Source organism: Bacillota bacterium (assembly GCA_030705925.1).
GTDB lineage: Bacteria > Bacillota > Clostridia > Oscillospirales > Feifaniaceae > JAUZPM01.
Genome location: JAUZPM010000052.1, coordinates 1 through 15,245 on the forward strand (window position 1 = coordinate 1; position 15,245 = coordinate 15,245).

The window sequence follows — 15,245 nt, forward strand, 5'->3', positions numbered from 1 at the left end:
CACCGTGGAAAAACGTTTTGACAATATTCTTAAATGGGTCGGCAAAAGCCATGCCGCTGTAATCTTTGAATTTATCCTCATTTAACCAAATAGAATTGGCAATGTCGATCGTCATATCACTGTCTGAAGATCCGGCATAATTTTTTATAAGTTTATCTGCGTAATCGTTATAAGTCGAAAGATCAGAAATGCCAAGCGTATCGAGCATCTGTTTTTTTGTTTCTCCGTCAGCAGCATTCGCAGCCATAGCAAGTGCAAGTTTGAGGCTTATCGGCGAGATCATATAATTTTGATCTTTCGGCATATATGGCATAAGCTTTAAGGACAGTCCGAGCGTATCCTTTGCGCTGTTAAGTCCGTTTGAAGAAAGCGTTATCGTGCTATTTTTAAAGTCGACTTTATAATCAAATGCCTCTGCCGCAAAACGCACCGGAATGAACATCCTGCCGTCGTTTATTACAGCCGTCGTATCCATCTCTTCAGCTTTATCATTCTTATAAAGCTTGTTATCGCCTGTTGTGAGTAAAACAGTAACAGTATCTTTTTTAAGCTTGACGGTCGAGGTTGCATCGTCCCAATTCTTATCAGCGCCGATGTTTTGTGCAAACACCGCGACAGGAATCATAGTACGCCCATTTTCATCAATATACGGCTGTCATCAGGAAACGTCAGCGTTTTTCCATCAACAATGATTTGCAGTTCATCATCGGCGCTTGCGGCAAACGTACCGATACCAATCAGCATTAATGAAGCTAATAATAGTGCAATCACTCTTTTCATATTTGCGTCCTCTTTTACTATTATTTACTATTTAAGGATACCCCTGCACTCGAGCATTTGTCAATATTAAATAAATATAACGATGTTTACAATAAACGCGTTACGTGTTATAGTAAATTTAAAGGAAATATTCTTCCAGTAGAGGCAGATTTTCTTAAAGATTCGATATAATATTAAGGGGGACTTTTCTTGAAATTGTATATCAAGCAGAAGGTTTTTTCATGGGCGGACAAATTCACGGTCAAGGACGAATTTGAAAACGACAGATATTATTGTGAAGGCGAGATCTTCTCATGGGGGCACAAACTGCATTTGTTCGACATGACTGAGCGGGAAGTAGCGTTCATAAAGCAAAAGCTGCTGACATGGATGCCGAAATTCGAGGTATACATGGGTGATAATCTAAGGGTTGTAGTTAAAAAGGAGTTTACCTTTTTCAGTCAAAAATACACGCTTGAAGGGACGGACTGGAGTGTAAGCGGCGACTTTTGGGCGCATAATTATATTATTGAAAACAGCGTCGGAGCTGTCGCCACTATTACAAAGAAGTGGTTTTCATGGGGTGACAGCTACGAGCTCGATATCGTTGACGGTGCTGACGAGATTCTTGTGCTTGCAACCGTGCTTGCGATTGACTGTGTGCTTGAAGCGTCTCAGAACGCGGGTGCGGCAGGCGCCGGGGCGGGCAGCGGATCTTAAAATTTGTTAACGGAGGTTTAAAATGAAAAGGTATAAAATTGCGTCGCTTCTTATGATATTCCACGGTGCTTTTATGGAGCTTGGCGGCTGCCTTATGCTTGTCCCTTTGTTGTTTTTCGCAAACGATGATACTGACATCAACAGATACTTTTCATTTATCGTGCCATATCTCCAGGATCATTTATGTCTAATTGCGCTTATAGGAGGAATCTTCGGCATTCTCAGGATCATCGGCGCAATAGGGCTTTTTAAAAACAGGATGTGGGGACTTGTGCTGTCTGTCATAAACTGCGTCATCACACTTGCGCTTATGGCGTTTATGCTTCCAGCCGGCATTGCCGACGGTATTCTTGCTGGAACAGCCTTACTGTTAATACTAACCGAATATTACGGAAAAGCGAAAATAGTTGATGGTGATGAACAATAATATAAAACAGTATATAAGACCACGTATAGTAAAGCTGCCAGATCGAGCATATATCGGTCTGACAGCTTTATTTTTCTTTTGCTAATCCTTAACTATTGTTTTTTAATCAGCGTTCTTTTTACCTTAAAGTGCTCAATAAGTTTAATTAATTCAAACCAGAATACAGCAGCTACTGATATCCCTATGACAGTTAAAAATTGTACTGCTGAAAGAGGCGCAAACTTTAAGAATCCGCAAAGCGGTGTATATAACAAAATAAATAATCCCGCGATCGTTGTGATATTAACTATCCACATCACTTTATCCTTAACGAGCCTCTTCATTGAATCCACTGCAAAGTCATGATCCGAGCTGTTAACTAAAACTAAGAACAGATTTGAAAGCATTATAACTGAAAGCCCCATAGCACGGGCAAGCGGCGCATTTTCTGTATTGTTTAAAAATGTATAGTAAGTTCCGAATGATGCTGCAAATATGACGATGCCCTGAATAATGCTTTTTGCAAGGCTTTTCGCAGTAAGTATACTTTCACTGCGGCGGCGGGGTTTTCTGTCCATGATATTTTTCTCCGCAGGCTGCCGTTCAAGCACAACTGAGCATGTCGGGTCAATAATAAGCTCAAGCAGCACGACATGGAGTGGGAGCAACATAAGACCAGCCGGGCTTATGCCTAAAAGAGGTGCAAGAAGTGACGCAAATGCAATTGGAATGTGAATCGTGAAGACATAGCCGATTGCTTTTCTTATATTGTCAAAGATCCTTCTGCCGTCTTTGATCGTATCAACTATCGTTGAAAAATTGTCGTCCATCAAGATAAGATCGGCAGCCTCGCGCGAAACTTCCGAACCGCGCTTGCCCATTGCAATGCCGATATCTGCGTATTTTAGTGCCGGAGCATCGTTTACACCGTCGCCTGTCATTGCGACAACTTCGCCATTATCTTTAAATGCTTTTACGATGCGCATTTTGTGTTCTGGAATGACTCGGGAAAATATGCTTACATCCTTGACACGCCCTCGAAGTTCTTCATCGCTCATTTTATTAAGCTCATCGCCCGTAATGATATGGTCACTGTTCGGCATGCCGATCTGTCTTGCAATACTGCTCGCTGTTATTCCGTTGTCGCCAGTTATCATTACTACGCGAACACCTGCTTTGACACAGTGTTTTATATCTTCCTTAACCGATTCTCTTGGCGGGTCAGCAAGCCCGACAAGTCCGCATAAAGTCAGTCTGCAGTCTGTTAACTTTTCGGGTATCTCCTCTTTACTTTGAAGTTTTAAAACACCTACTGCGATAACACGCAGCCCTCTGCCGGACATTTCTTTTATCTTTTCTTCAGTATGCTTTCTTTCATCGTCTTGCATTTCGCATATCGTTAGAATACGTTCGGGAGACCCTTTTGCCGCAACTATAATCTCACCGTCGTGCTGCCATACATGACCCATCATTTTCAGATCATTAGTAAAAGCGTATTCTTTTAAAAGTTCACCGCCAAACAAGTGATCTTGTTTTATATCAAGTTTTTCACAGTATTCAAGCATTGCCCGTTCCATCGGGTCATACGCATCGGTTTCACATCCAAGCCCCATCACTTCTGTCAGCACATTTTCGTCTCCGTTTGGCGACCATGTGTCACACACTGTCATCTGATTCATTGTGATTGTGCCGGTTTTATCTACACAAAGAACAGACACCGCCCCCAGCGTTTCAACAGAAGGAAGCTTTCTGATAAGTGATCTTTTCTTTGCAAGCCTCCATGCGCCCATCGAAAGGAAAACCGTGAGAATGACTGGAAACTCTTCGGGTATCATAGCCATTGCAAGAGTAATGCCGGACAGGATACTTTCGATTATTCTATCTTTGAATATATGTTCGGGGATATTAAAGTAAGTAATAACCACTACAAGAGCGAAAAGTATCGCGGCAATCCCCGCACATAATTTAACCAGTTTGCCGGTCTGCGTCTGTAACGGTGTCTGACTTTCCGGCGCAGCCGCAACATTTTTTCCAATTTTCCCGTATTCGGTTTCGGAACCGATTTTTTCAACAAGGATATAGCCGCTTCCCTGTGTTACAAGTGTCCCTGCATAGCAATGGTCTTTTCGCCAATAATCGGATTCGGCAGCTTTGTCTGCAAGCGTTTTCCAAACACCTTCAGACTCACCTGTAAGAGAGGATTCGTCAACGCAAAGATCGTTTAATAGTAAAACCTTGCCGTCTGCGGGGACTTTTACCCCCTCCGAAATGATCATCACATCGCCGGGCACAAGATCGACGCTCGGGATGACCGTTTCCTTGCCGTCACGCAGTGCTGTGACATGGGGTGCGGACAAGTCTTTCAGTGCACTTAAAGTTTTATCCGTTTTCCACTCCTGGATAACGTCAATACTGATAATGCCTACTACAAAAATCAGCATTATGGCGCCGTCACGTGGCTCACCCAAGAAAAAATAGATTATGGCCGCAATGAGCAATAACATAAACATAGGTTCACTGATTATGTGAAAAACCTTTTTAATAAAACTTTGCTTTTTCTGCGGCGTAAGTTCATTTTTCCCATACTGATCCTGTAATTTTTTTGCCTGTTCTGTGCTAAGACCTTGGATTTCATTTTTCTGTCTGGTCATAAAAGTTACCTCCCAGCTTAATAAGCTTAATAAAGATAGCTCTATGGCACTTCATTTCACCCAGTATTTGGTCCCTATAAAAGTGTAAAAAAATACACCTATGGAACAAAGTAACTGTCCCACAGATGCAATAACCCTCATCTGCTGCCTTTATACGGCCCAGCCCCACAAACCTTTACGGTTCATCGCCTGCTCAGTTTGTACTGTAGATTAATATGCAGTGCAAAGAGATGTTTATATAATAATATATGCAACTTATTATGTCAAGTTTCAAAATAAAAAATATTTTAACCTATTAGAAAATTTATAAGTATTTAAAAGAGTGCTAAAATAAAAAAACTGGCATCATTAACTGATACCAGCTCTATTTTATTTTATCTTATTATTCCTCTTCGTGATTATGTCCGCAATCGCAGCCATCGTCACAGTATTCATCTTCATCAGGAAGATCAAATTCAAAGTGTTCTCCGCATGTCGGGCATATTACTTCGCCGTCTTCGGCAAGTTCCTCATCAAGACCGATGACCTCACCGCACTTAGGGCATTTTACATCATAATATATTTCGTCATCATCGTCGTCATAATCTTCTTCTGCGCCGTAAACCTCTTCTTCAACGTTACCAAGGTCTTCATCTACTTCGTCAACAAGCTCGTTCAGTGCGGCAACTTCATCATCGAGATCTTCTATAGATGCTGCAGCATCGCCAAGCACGTCAGTTATAGCGGCAAAAAGCTTGCCCTCTTTGCTGTTTGGATCTATGCCAAGACCCTCCATTAAGCCTTTTAAATAGGAAACTTTTTCACTCAAATTCATAATCAATCCTCCTTATGCTCTTTCCATATATTCGCCGGTTCTGGTATCGACACGGATCATATCGCCTTCATTGATAAAAAGCGGGACACGAATAGTAGCGCCTGTTTCAAGAGTTGCGGGTTTTGAAGCGCCTGTTGCCGTGTCTCCCTTGAATCCCGGATCGGTTTGAGTAACTTGCAGTTCAATAAAGAACGGCGGTTCAACGCCGAACACATTTCCCTTAAATGAAAGAATTTTGCAGACAATATTCTCTTTGACGAATTTAAAGTTATCACCAAGGCTATCTTTATTTATCGGAATATTCTCATAAGTTTCAAGATCCATGAAATAATATAAGTCGCCATCGTTATAAAGATATTCCATGTCTTTTCTTTCTATATAAGCAATAGGAAATTTTTCAGTCGGGTTAAAACTTCTTTCAACCACGCCTCCAGTAATAACATTTTTATATTTTGTTCTTACAAAAGCAGCGCCCTTTCCCGGTTTAACATGCTGGAACTCAATAACCTGAACAACGTTTCCATCCAGTTCAAATGTTGCGCCGTTTCTGAAATCGCCCGCAGTAATCATATTTATTATTCCTCCAAATGTTCATAATAATTTACTTTAATAGTTTATAGTAAATTTTCTATTTTTTCAAGAAAATTTTTCTTGTATTACAGTATAATGAGCTCTTTTTTAGATTTTGTAAAATTTTCGCACCCGTTCTGCGTCATTAAGACCATATCTTCTATTCTAACGCCGAACGCGCCTTCAAAATAGACGCCAGGTTCTACCGTCATAACCGTTCCTGCCTCAATAATATCTGTGCTTCTCGGTGAGAAACGCGGCGGTTCGTGTATCTCCAGTCCAACTGAGTGGCCAAGCCCGTGTCCAAAGCAATCCTTATACCCGGCATTATCGATTATATCACGTGCTATTTTATCACATTCTGCGCCAGTCATACCAGAATGTATGCCGGAAAGCGCCGCTTTCTGTGCTTCAAGCACAATATCGTAAACCTTACGCATCTCATCCGTGGCATACCCCACGGCTATCGTTCTCGTCATATCGCTGCGATAATGCTGTACTACGCAGCCAAAATCCATTGTTATAAAATCTCCTCTTTCAATCACCTTGTCAGATGGCAATCCATGTGGAAGAGACGAATTTTTACCAGAAACGACTATCGGCTCAAAAGAATCGCCTTCTGAACCTTGCCGTACATAGTATTCCCTAAGTGTAAGCATAACTTCACGTTCTGTCATACCCGGCTTAATTATATTAAGTATATAAGAAAATGCCCTGTCGGCAATTGCCTGCGCCCATGTCATTTTGCTTACTTCATCGGGGGTTTTACGTTTACGCAGTTCAAACATAAGCGAACCTATCGGATTAAGTTCTACATTAAGTTCGTTTTTCAACCTATTATAACGGAAAACTGTTATCTCCATGTCTTCAAAGCCAAGAGTCTTTATATTATGTTTAGAGATTAGTTCTCTTAAAGTATCATAAAAATCTGTCGCAAGAATAGAAGTCATAAACGGAACCTTGTTTCGGACTTCCTCTATATACCTGCCGTCTGCAAGAAAATAAGAAGATTCAGGAGTTACAAGGATCATGTCATCGCTTGCGTCAAAGCCGCTTACATACAGGCGGTTAACCGGGGATGTAAGCAGTATGGCGTCCAAATTCTTTGGAAAAGCCTTAATAAGTCTTTCAAGATGCTGTTTCATTTATTTTCCTCTAAAATCCTTTTAATAGCAGTAATCCCAAGCTCATAACTTACAGCGCCGAAACCGCTGATAGTTCCTACACATACCGGCGAGATCTCAGAATGTTTTCTGAATTCTTCTCTTGCATGGACATTCGATAGATGCACCTCAACAACAGGTATGCGGATAGCCTTAATCGCATCACGAATCGCTATACTGTAGTGTGTGTAAGCTCCTGCGTTAATAACAACGCCGTCGTAATCTTTGCGGGCTTCATGCAGGCGGTTTATAATTTCCCCCTCGATATTTGACTGGTAAAACGACACGTTTATATTCTGATTTTCACAGAATTTTGTTAAATGTTCGTTGATCGATTCAAGCGAATTTGAGCCGTAAATTCCAGGTTCGCGTTCACCAAGCAGATTCAAATTAGGCCCATTGATCACAAGTATATTCATATGTTTCCCTCTTTGGCTATTACTGTATCGTAAATCGATTTCATTGCAAGTGCATCCTCGGCCTGAGTCCCGCTTGATTCGCAAATCATCACTGGGCTTAAGTTCCGCTCGTATATAAGCTCCGCGAGCGGTGAAAATTCAGGCCCGTAGACAGTATCTTCAAAAGTTAGGTGTTTTTTCTCTCCGCCAGCGGAATATTCGATCTTTGAAAAGTGACAGTGAAATACTTTAAGCCTATCCTTGCCAAGTGAGTCACCGACCATATCAAGTATCCCAGCGTAGTCAGCTTTTGTTTTTATACTGCCCTGCGTCCGCGCATTTATATGTCCAAAATCAATCGTAGGCAGAAAGCGCTCGTGCATCGTGCAAAGTTCAAGAACCTCTTCAAGTGTTCCAAGCTGATTGATTTTGCCCATTGTCTCAAAACATACGAATACGTCATCAAGTCTAAGTTCATGCAGCTTTTCAATCATGAGAGAAACTGTATCCTTAGCAAGAGCAATAGCTTTTCTTCTATCCATTTTTCCTGCTGACCCGCTGTGCACGACAATACGGCTGCCGCCCATTTTTTTAACAGCCTCAGCACTTTCTACAACATACCTGATACTATTTAAGCGTTTTTCATCGTCAACACTTGAAAGCGATATATAGTACGGGGCATGGATAGATACCGCAATATTATTTTTGATTGCCTCTTTACGAATAAGTTCAGCAGTCGCATCGCCGAGCTTAACACCATGTCCGCTTTGAAACTCATATGCGGTAAGTCCCATTCCTTTAAGCCAAGCCGGGGCTTCCGCTGTTTTTGTAAAACCCGCCGCGTAAAAGCTTTCTGCGTTGCCGGCAGGCCCAAATAAAGGAGCCATCTATATATCCCTTTCTTTTATTCTTCTCAATATAGGCTTTTCCATCACTCTTTTTAATCGTATAAACATATTTTCAAATTTATCTATAGGACTTATGAGTATCGTAGTAAATCCTGCATGGTTTCCGCCAAGGATATCAGTGTAAATCTGATCGCCGACAACAGCAGTCTCTTCTATTTTCAGTTCAAGCAGAGCGGCAGCTTTTATAAAGCCGTGTCTTGCAGGTTTATGTGCATTATGGACTGCGGGAATTTCGAATACGTTGAACGTTTTAACACGCTTACCTTTCCCATTTGATACAATGCACAATTTTGTCCCATCTTTTATTCGTTCACTTACCCATGCGGACAGTTTTTCATCTGCATTGGTAACGGTGTTTGAAATGAGCGTATTATCTACATCAAGCAAAAGCCCGGCAATATTATTCTGCCTTAAAAAATCCTTATCTATTTTATAGATGTCCGGCAGAAAAAAATCCGGCATCAAACCCTGTCCCATCCGTTCACCTCATCAGTATATATTTTTGAGTATATCATAATTTTTTCCATAAGACAAGGTTTATACCCGTTTGTAGCAAAAAAGAGCGCGGAAACACCGCGCTCTCTAATGTACATTTTCTATTTGAACTTACGTTTTCTAGCAGCCTCAGACTTTTTCTTACGTTTTACACTGGGCTTTTCGTAGTGCTCTCTCTTTCTAAGTTCAGAAAGCACGCCGGACTTTGCACACTGCCTTTTAAAACGGCGCAGCGCGCTATCCAAAGACTCATTTTCGTTAACTCTAATTTCCGACATTTATATCCCTCCCTCCGCTATTAGCACAGGGTCATTTTTCCATCCGTGAAAATATGACACATGCTTATTATAAACGATAAAGAGGTACATTGTCAATAGCTTTCCAATTTATGTTATTTTTAAGTTGTTAACTGGCATGTTTTTATATAATTTTAAGAAAAACATTATAAAGCAACATTACCCTTTTCGCCTGTTCTTATACGTATGCAGTCAGCAATATCAGTCACAAAAATCTTGCCGTCTCCGACTTCACCGGTTTTTGCACTAGCTACTATCTTATCAATTGTCTCATCAACTTTATCATCGCTAACTACAAGTTCAATTTTAACTTTCGGAAGAAAATTCATTTGAATCTCTGTCCCGCGGTAATATTCTTTCCATCCCTTTTGATTGCCGCATCCCATAACCTGGCTTACAGTTATGCCCTTAATATTTATTTCATGAAGCGCTTCTTTTATTTCTTCAAGTTTATTTGGGCGAATGATTGCATCGATTTTTTTCATAGTCTTCTCCCTTTTCCGCACTATGAGCGTCCGCTTCTTGCGGCGAGCGGTTTGCCGTATTTTATGTACGACTTGCATTTATTATAAACCTTTTTTTTTAATTAATCCATACCCATTATACACGGTATTTGCTTTATATATGTTCAGTTTAGTAAAAAAACACTGCCAAACCCAATAAAAAGATTGGCAGTGTTTTTTCAACAGCTTATATATGTATTTTTTAAAGTGCTGCTTCGCCTTTTTCCCCTGTACGTATACGAACACAATCAGATATATCACTCACAAAGATTTTACCGTCCCCAACCTCGCCGGTATGAGCATGTTCGATAATCGTAGCTATCGTCTCTTTAACCTTGTCATCATTAACTACTAATTCAATTTTAATCTTAGGCAAAACGTTCATAATGACTTTGTTGCCGCGGTAAAACTCCTTCCATCCCTTCTGATTACCGCACCCCATCACCTGACTTATTGTAATGCCTTTGACATTGATACCTTGAAGAGCTAATTTAAGCTCTTCAAGCTTATTTGGCCGTATGATAGCATCGATCTTTTTCATAGTCATACCTTCCTTATTACAAAACATTAATCCAAGCCAGTGAATGCCGGATAAGCATTTTCACCGTGTTCGGTTAAATCGAGTCCTTCTGACTCTTCCAAACCTTCTACTCTGATCTTCATAAATAATTTAATGACGCTGATTATTAAAAATGTTCCAACAGCAGACAGTGTTATCGTAACAACGATACTGATTAGCTGGGCACCGAGCAGTCTGGCATCTCCAAATACAAGACCATCCCATTTAACTGCAGGGTTTACCGAGTGATTTGCAAAAAGCCCTGTTGCTATACCGCCCCATATGCCTCCTACGCCATGGCAGCCGAAAGCATCAAGTGCGTCATCATAACCAAATTTTGATTTAATCACTGTCATTGCAAAGTAGCATATCGGACTTACAAGCCCGCCTATAATAAATGCAGCCCAAATCGGAACATAGCCGGCGCCTTGTGTTACAGCTGCAAGTCCTACGACCGCGCCGGTCGCAGCTCCGAGCATAGTCGGTTTCCCGCGGACGATTTTTTCAACAAGCATCCACGAAAGCAGCGCCGTAGCTCCTGATGTATTAGTTGTCATTAACGCATGAACTGCCAAAGGCCCTGATGTAAGGGCGCTTCCGGCATTAAACCCGAACCAGCCGAACCATAGAATACCCGCACCTATAAACACCAGGGGGATATTATGCGGATGGGTTGAGAGCGCAGGGTATCCTTTCCGGCGGCCAAGCATGATGCAGGCAACAAGCCCGGAAATTCCGGAACTTATATGCACAACATTGCCACCGGCAAAATCGATAGCTCCGATATTTTTAAGTAAGCCGCCTGTCCCCCAGATCATATGTACAAGAGGATAATAAACTATAATTGACCATAGTGCCGCAAATATGAAAAGCGAAGAAAATTTCATTCTCTCAGCCAAAGCGCCACTGATAAGAGTAGGAGTAATAATTGCGAACATCATCTGAAAAGCGGCAAAGAGCAAATGCGGTATCGTTGCCGCATAGTCAGCATTAGGCGCATCGCCAACTCCGTTTAATGCAAAATACTGAAAATTCCCTAAAAATGCGGAATTTCCTCCAAATGAAAGCGAATACCCGACCAGCACCCACAAAACTGATCCAAGTCCAGCCACAAAAAAGCAGGCCATAATAGTGTTTAGGACGTTTTTCCTCTTCACCATACCGCCGTAAAAAAGCGCAAGTCCCGGTGTCATAAAGAAAACTAATGCTGTAGACACAAGTACAAACGCACAGTCTCCAAGATTGATTTGATCCATTTTTATCCTCCCATTCATCTGCTATGCTAATATTCAATAATATTAGACTCACTATACTCTTTACTCATACTATACTCATAATAAAAAAGCTTATTTTTTGCCCTAAACGCTTCAACTCCACTCTATTTTTTGACATTTTAACAAAAAAAGCGCCACCAATCCCTTGATTAGAGATTGGCAGCGCCTTTGCTACCAAATACATCACTGTATTTATATATATTTAAATTTAACACAAGTTATTTTAAACGTTTTTTAAATAATACGCAAGTACTTTATTGAAAAAAATCAAAAATTTACTTTACAACAATGTTGACAAGTTTACCGGGAACATAAATCTCCTTCACTGTCTGTTTTCCCTCAAAGTAAGGCTTAAAGCGCTCATCGGCATAAATGAGTGATAATACATCTTCCTTTGATGAGTCGACAGATATGACAGTGGTTCCCTTAAGTTTTCCGCAAACCTGAACTGCAATTTCGATTGTCTTATCAACTGTTTTGGATTCGTCATACTGCGGCCAGCTGTGTGTATTAAGCATTCCGTCAAATCCTGCAACCTGCCATAACTCTTCAGTAATATGCGGCGCAAAAGGATTTAGTAAAAGTAGAAACGTTCTCAATTCATCTTTTGTTATAGAGTTCTTATCATAGATCTCATTCAAAACAGACATCATTGCCGCAATTGCGGTATTATATTTCAAATTGTCAATATCGCTTCCGACCTTTTTGATAAGCTTATGCATAGAACTTTCAAGTTCTTTTGAATAGCCCTCTGCATCAGTCAAAATGTCCTGAAGACCCCAAACGCGCTCGAGAAAACGTCTGCATCCCTTGATGCTAGCGGATGACCACGGAGCTGATTTTTCGAAGTCGCCAATAAACATCTCATAAAGGCGCATCGTATCAGCACCGTATTCGTTAACTATATCATCAGGGTTGACGACATTTCCACGGGATTTTGACATTTTCTCGCCGTTTTCACCCAGTATCATACCATGAGACGTTCTTTTTGCATATGGTTCCTTAGTCGGCACAACACCTATATCGTACAAGAATTTGTGCCAGAAACGAGAGTAAAGCAGATGAAGCGTCGTATGCTCCATACCACCGTTATACCAGTCTACAGGGAGCCAATATTTGAGTTTTTCAGGATCAGCAAGCTGCTTATCATTAGTCGGGTCAATATAACGCAGGTAATACCATGACGAACCCGCCCAGTTTGGCATCGTGTCGGTTTCCCTCTCTGCAGGGCCTCCGCATTTAGGGCATGTCGTATGCACCCAGTCTGTGAGTTTTGCAAGCGGTGAATCACCATTGTCAGTAGGCTCATATGACTCAACATCAGGCAGTTTTAAGGGCAATTCCTCCTCAGGAACAAGCACATAGCCGCACTTATCACAGTGTACAACAGGGATCGGTTCACCCCAGTATCTCTGACGCGAGAAAACCCAGTCGCGCAGTTTATAATTAACCTTAGCTTTGCCGATTTTCTTTTCCTCAAGAAACTCAGTGATCTTTTTCTTTGCGTCTTCAACAGAAAGCCCGCTTAAAAAGCCGGAGTTAACCATAACGCCCGTTTCACAATCTGTGAAAGCTTCTTTAGTAACATCTCCGCCCTTAACAACTTCAATGATCGGCAGTGAAAAAGCCTTTGCGAAATCATAGTCGCGTGTGTCATGGGCAGGAACAGCCATTATTGCCCCTGTTCCGTAGGTCATAAGCACATAATCGGAAACAAATATCGGGATCTCGTTTCCATTTACCGGATTTATTGCTTTAACGCCCTTTATTTCAACGCCGGTTTTATCCTTAACGAGTTCAGTTCGCTCAAAATCAGATTTTCTGACTGCTTCGTCCTGGTATGCCTTTACATCAGACAAGTTTGAAATTTTCTTTGCATGTTCTTCAATAAACGGATGTTCGGGTGCAATGACCATATATGTTGCGCCGAATAACGTATCCGGTCTTGTTGTATAAACCTTGATCGGAGTTCCGGCAGTTGTCTCAAAATTGACCTCAGCGCCAGTGCTCCTACCTATCCAGTTTATCTGCTGAGTGCGAACTCTATCTATAAAATTGACCTCATCAAGATCGTTTATAAGTCTCTCTGCATAAGCTGTAATCTTTAACATCCACTGGCTTTTAACTTTACGGACAACATCGGCACCGCACCGTTCACAGTGACCGCCGACAACTTCCTCATTTGCAAGAACGACCTTACAGGAAGTACACCAGTTGACAGCCATCTCTTTTTTATATGCAAGCCCACGTTTAAAAAGCTGCTCGAATATCCATTGCGTCCATTTATAGTAATTTGGATCTGTGGTGTTGATTTCTCTAGACCAGTCGAACGATAAGCCAAGCGCCCTTAATTGCGACTTGAATTTATTGATATTCTGTTCCGTTACCTTTGTGGGATGTATCTTGTTTTTAATGGCGAAATTTTCAGTTGGAAGACCGAAAGCATCCCATCCCATTGGATAAAGGACATTATAACCCATTAGTCTTTTCTTACGTGCCACAATATCCAAAGCAGTATAAGAACGCGGATGTCCCACATGCAGCCCCTGACCTGACGGATAAGGAAATTCGACAAGAGCGAAATATTTCGGCTTTGTGAAGTCATCCTGTGCATGGAAAGTCTGCTCTTTATCCCAGATGTCCTGCCACTTTTTTTCAATGGATGAAAAATCGTACCTCATTTTAATATGTCCCCTTTAGCTGTGCGCTTAACCAAGTAAACTGCTCACATCAATATTTTCAGCATCTGCCCACAGACGCTCAATTTTATAAAATTCACGTGCTTCTTTGTATAAAATATGGACGACAACTCCCGAATAATCCATCAGTATCCAGTTTGCGCCTCTGTAACCCTCAATATGATGCGGCTCTATACCCATTTCCGAAAGCTTATACTCGACTTCATCAGCAAGTGCTTTAACATGAGTACTACTACTGCCGGTACATAATATAAAGTAATCTGCAAGTATACTGATATCTCCAATCCGGAGCACCTCAATATCTTCAGCCTTTTTAGAATCAAGAATATTCACGATTTCTTTTGTCAGTTCCTGTGTTGATAGTTCCATATTAGTCTCCTTTAAGCAATAAAATCGTTCCCAACAAATAACTCAGCAGCAACGTCAGACGAAGCAGATGTATCATTTTTTGCAGAAGCATTCGGAAGCAACGCCTTTACTGCTGAAGCATCAACTTTTCTGTTATAAAAAATTATAGAAGAAGAATCAAAATCTATAGAAATAGGATTACACTTTACTTTGTAACCCAAATCTTCAAGGGAACTTACTATTCCGTTTATTTTAAATCTATCTATGCAGTAGTTTACTGCGATAATAGGTTTTTCTGAAGCTGCAGAATCGGCTGGCTTTGATGTTTCAGCCGGCGCACTCTCAGCAGTCTTTGGCGTTTGCGGTGTTTCTGTTGTTTGCGTTGACGGCTTTTCAACATCAGCCCCGTCAGCATCATTTATACTGTCGTCTGATTTATCCTCAGCTTTTTCAGACGAGCTGACAGAAGGCGCACTTTTTGAAGTAGTACTCTTTTTTGTTGTCGTACTCTTCTTTGAAGAAGATGATGATGAAGACGACGATTTTGAACTGTGCATTACCGCAGGAAGCTTGTTGTTTTCAACATCAGTCAAAACTTGCCCGTTTGTATTTACAGTAACATTATCATCTCTTCCTAGCTCAACGATGTCAGTGTTCGATAATGTAAGCTGATAGGTATAAG

At 41.1% G+C, this 15,245-nt stretch carries 18 protein-coding genes and 1 riboswitch; of the genes, 2 read left to right on the forward strand and 16 right to left on the reverse strand.

Annotated elements, in window-relative coordinates:
• The coding region (locus tag Q8865_08410) for a stalk domain-containing protein (GenBank protein ID MDP4153439.1) at nt 1-625 on the reverse strand (625 nt) is incomplete at its 3' end.
• Complete coding sequence (locus Q8865_08415; GenBank protein ID MDP4153440.1) at nt 622-780, reverse strand: hypothetical protein; 159 nt, start codon at nt 778-780, stop codon at nt 622-624. The genes Q8865_08415 and Q8865_08410, both read right to left, overlap by 4 nt.
• 189 nt (nt 781-969) lie before the next feature.
• On the opposite strand from Q8865_08415, the gene Q8865_08420 reads away from it, so the two are divergent.
• Both Q8865_08420 and Q8865_08425 read left to right on the forward strand, forming a co-directional pair.
• The gene (locus Q8865_08420) at nt 970-1,479 is read left to right on the forward strand and encodes an LURP-one-related family protein (GenBank protein ID MDP4153441.1); all 510 of its coding nucleotides are present in this window, start codon (nt 970-972) and stop codon (nt 1,477-1,479) included.
• 22 nt (nt 1,480-1,501) lie between these two features.
• Nucleotides 1,502-1,906 (forward strand): hypothetical protein, encoded by a 405-nt coding sequence (locus Q8865_08425; protein ID MDP4153442.1) that lies wholly within the window; start codon nt 1,502-1,504, stop codon nt 1,904-1,906.
• A 92-nt stretch (nt 1,907-1,998) separates the two neighbouring features.
• Here Q8865_08425 and Q8865_08430 read toward each other — a convergent pair whose 3' ends face one another.
• The 14 genes from Q8865_08430 to Q8865_08495 form a co-directional block, all read right to left on the reverse strand.
• Nucleotides 1,999-4,536, reverse strand: a complete 2,538-nt coding sequence (locus tag Q8865_08430) for a cation-translocating P-type ATPase (protein MDP4153443.1) — start codon at nt 4,534-4,536, stop codon at nt 1,999-2,001.
• Between the two features lie 112 nt (nt 4,537-4,648).
• Nucleotides 4,649-4,743: riboswitch (NiCo riboswitch) on the reverse strand.
• Nucleotides 4,744-4,918: 175 nt separating this feature from the next.
• Nucleotides 4,919-5,350, reverse strand: a complete 432-nt coding sequence (locus Q8865_08435; protein ID MDP4153444.1) for a hypothetical protein — start codon at nt 5,348-5,350, stop codon at nt 4,919-4,921.
• A gap of 12 nt (nt 5,351-5,362) precedes the next feature.
• A complete protein-coding gene (gene efp / locus Q8865_08440; protein MDP4153445.1) occupies nt 5,363-5,920 on the reverse strand; it encodes an elongation factor P in 558 nt (185 codons plus the stop codon).
• An 86-nt stretch (nt 5,921-6,006) separates the two neighbouring features.
• The gene (locus tag Q8865_08445) at nt 6,007-7,065 is read right to left on the reverse strand and encodes an aminopeptidase P family protein (GenBank protein MDP4153446.1); all 1,059 of its coding nucleotides are present in this window, start codon (nt 7,063-7,065) and stop codon (nt 6,007-6,009) included.
• Complete coding sequence (gene aroQ / locus Q8865_08450; protein ID MDP4153447.1) at nt 7,062-7,502, reverse strand: type II 3-dehydroquinate dehydratase; 441 nt, start codon at nt 7,500-7,502, stop codon at nt 7,062-7,064. Before aroQ ends, Q8865_08445 begins: the two co-directional genes overlap by 4 nt.
• Nucleotides 7,499-8,368: a TIM barrel protein gene (locus Q8865_08455; protein MDP4153448.1), complete on the reverse strand. Its 870-nt coding sequence runs from the start codon at nt 8,366-8,368 to the stop codon at nt 7,499-7,501. Before Q8865_08455 ends, aroQ begins: the two co-directional genes overlap by 4 nt.
• Nucleotides 8,369-8,866: a YqeG family HAD IIIA-type phosphatase gene (locus tag Q8865_08460; GenBank protein ID MDP4153449.1), complete on the reverse strand. Its 498-nt coding sequence runs from the start codon at nt 8,864-8,866 to the stop codon at nt 8,369-8,371.
• A gap of 119 nt (nt 8,867-8,985) precedes the next feature.
• Complete coding sequence (rpsU, locus tag Q8865_08465; GenBank protein ID MDP4153450.1) at nt 8,986-9,162, reverse strand: 30S ribosomal protein S21; 177 nt, start codon at nt 9,160-9,162, stop codon at nt 8,986-8,988.
• A 164-nt stretch (nt 9,163-9,326) separates the two neighbouring features.
• Nucleotides 9,327-9,665, reverse strand: coding sequence for a P-II family nitrogen regulator (locus Q8865_08470; protein ID MDP4153451.1), 339 nt, complete (start codon nt 9,663-9,665; stop codon nt 9,327-9,329).
• 220 nt (nt 9,666-9,885) lie between these two features.
• Nucleotides 9,886-10,224 (reverse strand): P-II family nitrogen regulator, encoded by a 339-nt coding sequence (locus Q8865_08475; protein MDP4153452.1) that lies wholly within the window; start codon nt 10,222-10,224, stop codon nt 9,886-9,888.
• Between the two features lie 26 nt (nt 10,225-10,250).
• Nucleotides 10,251-11,498: an ammonium transporter gene (locus Q8865_08480; protein MDP4153453.1), complete on the reverse strand. Its 1,248-nt coding sequence runs from the start codon at nt 11,496-11,498 to the stop codon at nt 10,251-10,253.
• 293 nt (nt 11,499-11,791) lie between these two features.
• Nucleotides 11,792-14,197, reverse strand: coding sequence for a leucine--tRNA ligase (leuS, locus tag Q8865_08485; GenBank protein MDP4153454.1), 2,406 nt, complete (start codon nt 14,195-14,197; stop codon nt 11,792-11,794).
• Between the two features lie 27 nt (nt 14,198-14,224).
• Complete coding sequence (gene rsfS / locus Q8865_08490; GenBank protein ID MDP4153455.1) at nt 14,225-14,584, reverse strand: ribosome silencing factor; 360 nt, start codon at nt 14,582-14,584, stop codon at nt 14,225-14,227.
• 11 nt (nt 14,585-14,595) lie between these two features.
• Nucleotides 14,596-15,245 (reverse strand): hypothetical protein (locus tag Q8865_08495; GenBank protein ID MDP4153456.1); only part of this gene is annotated, 650 nt, incomplete at its 5' end.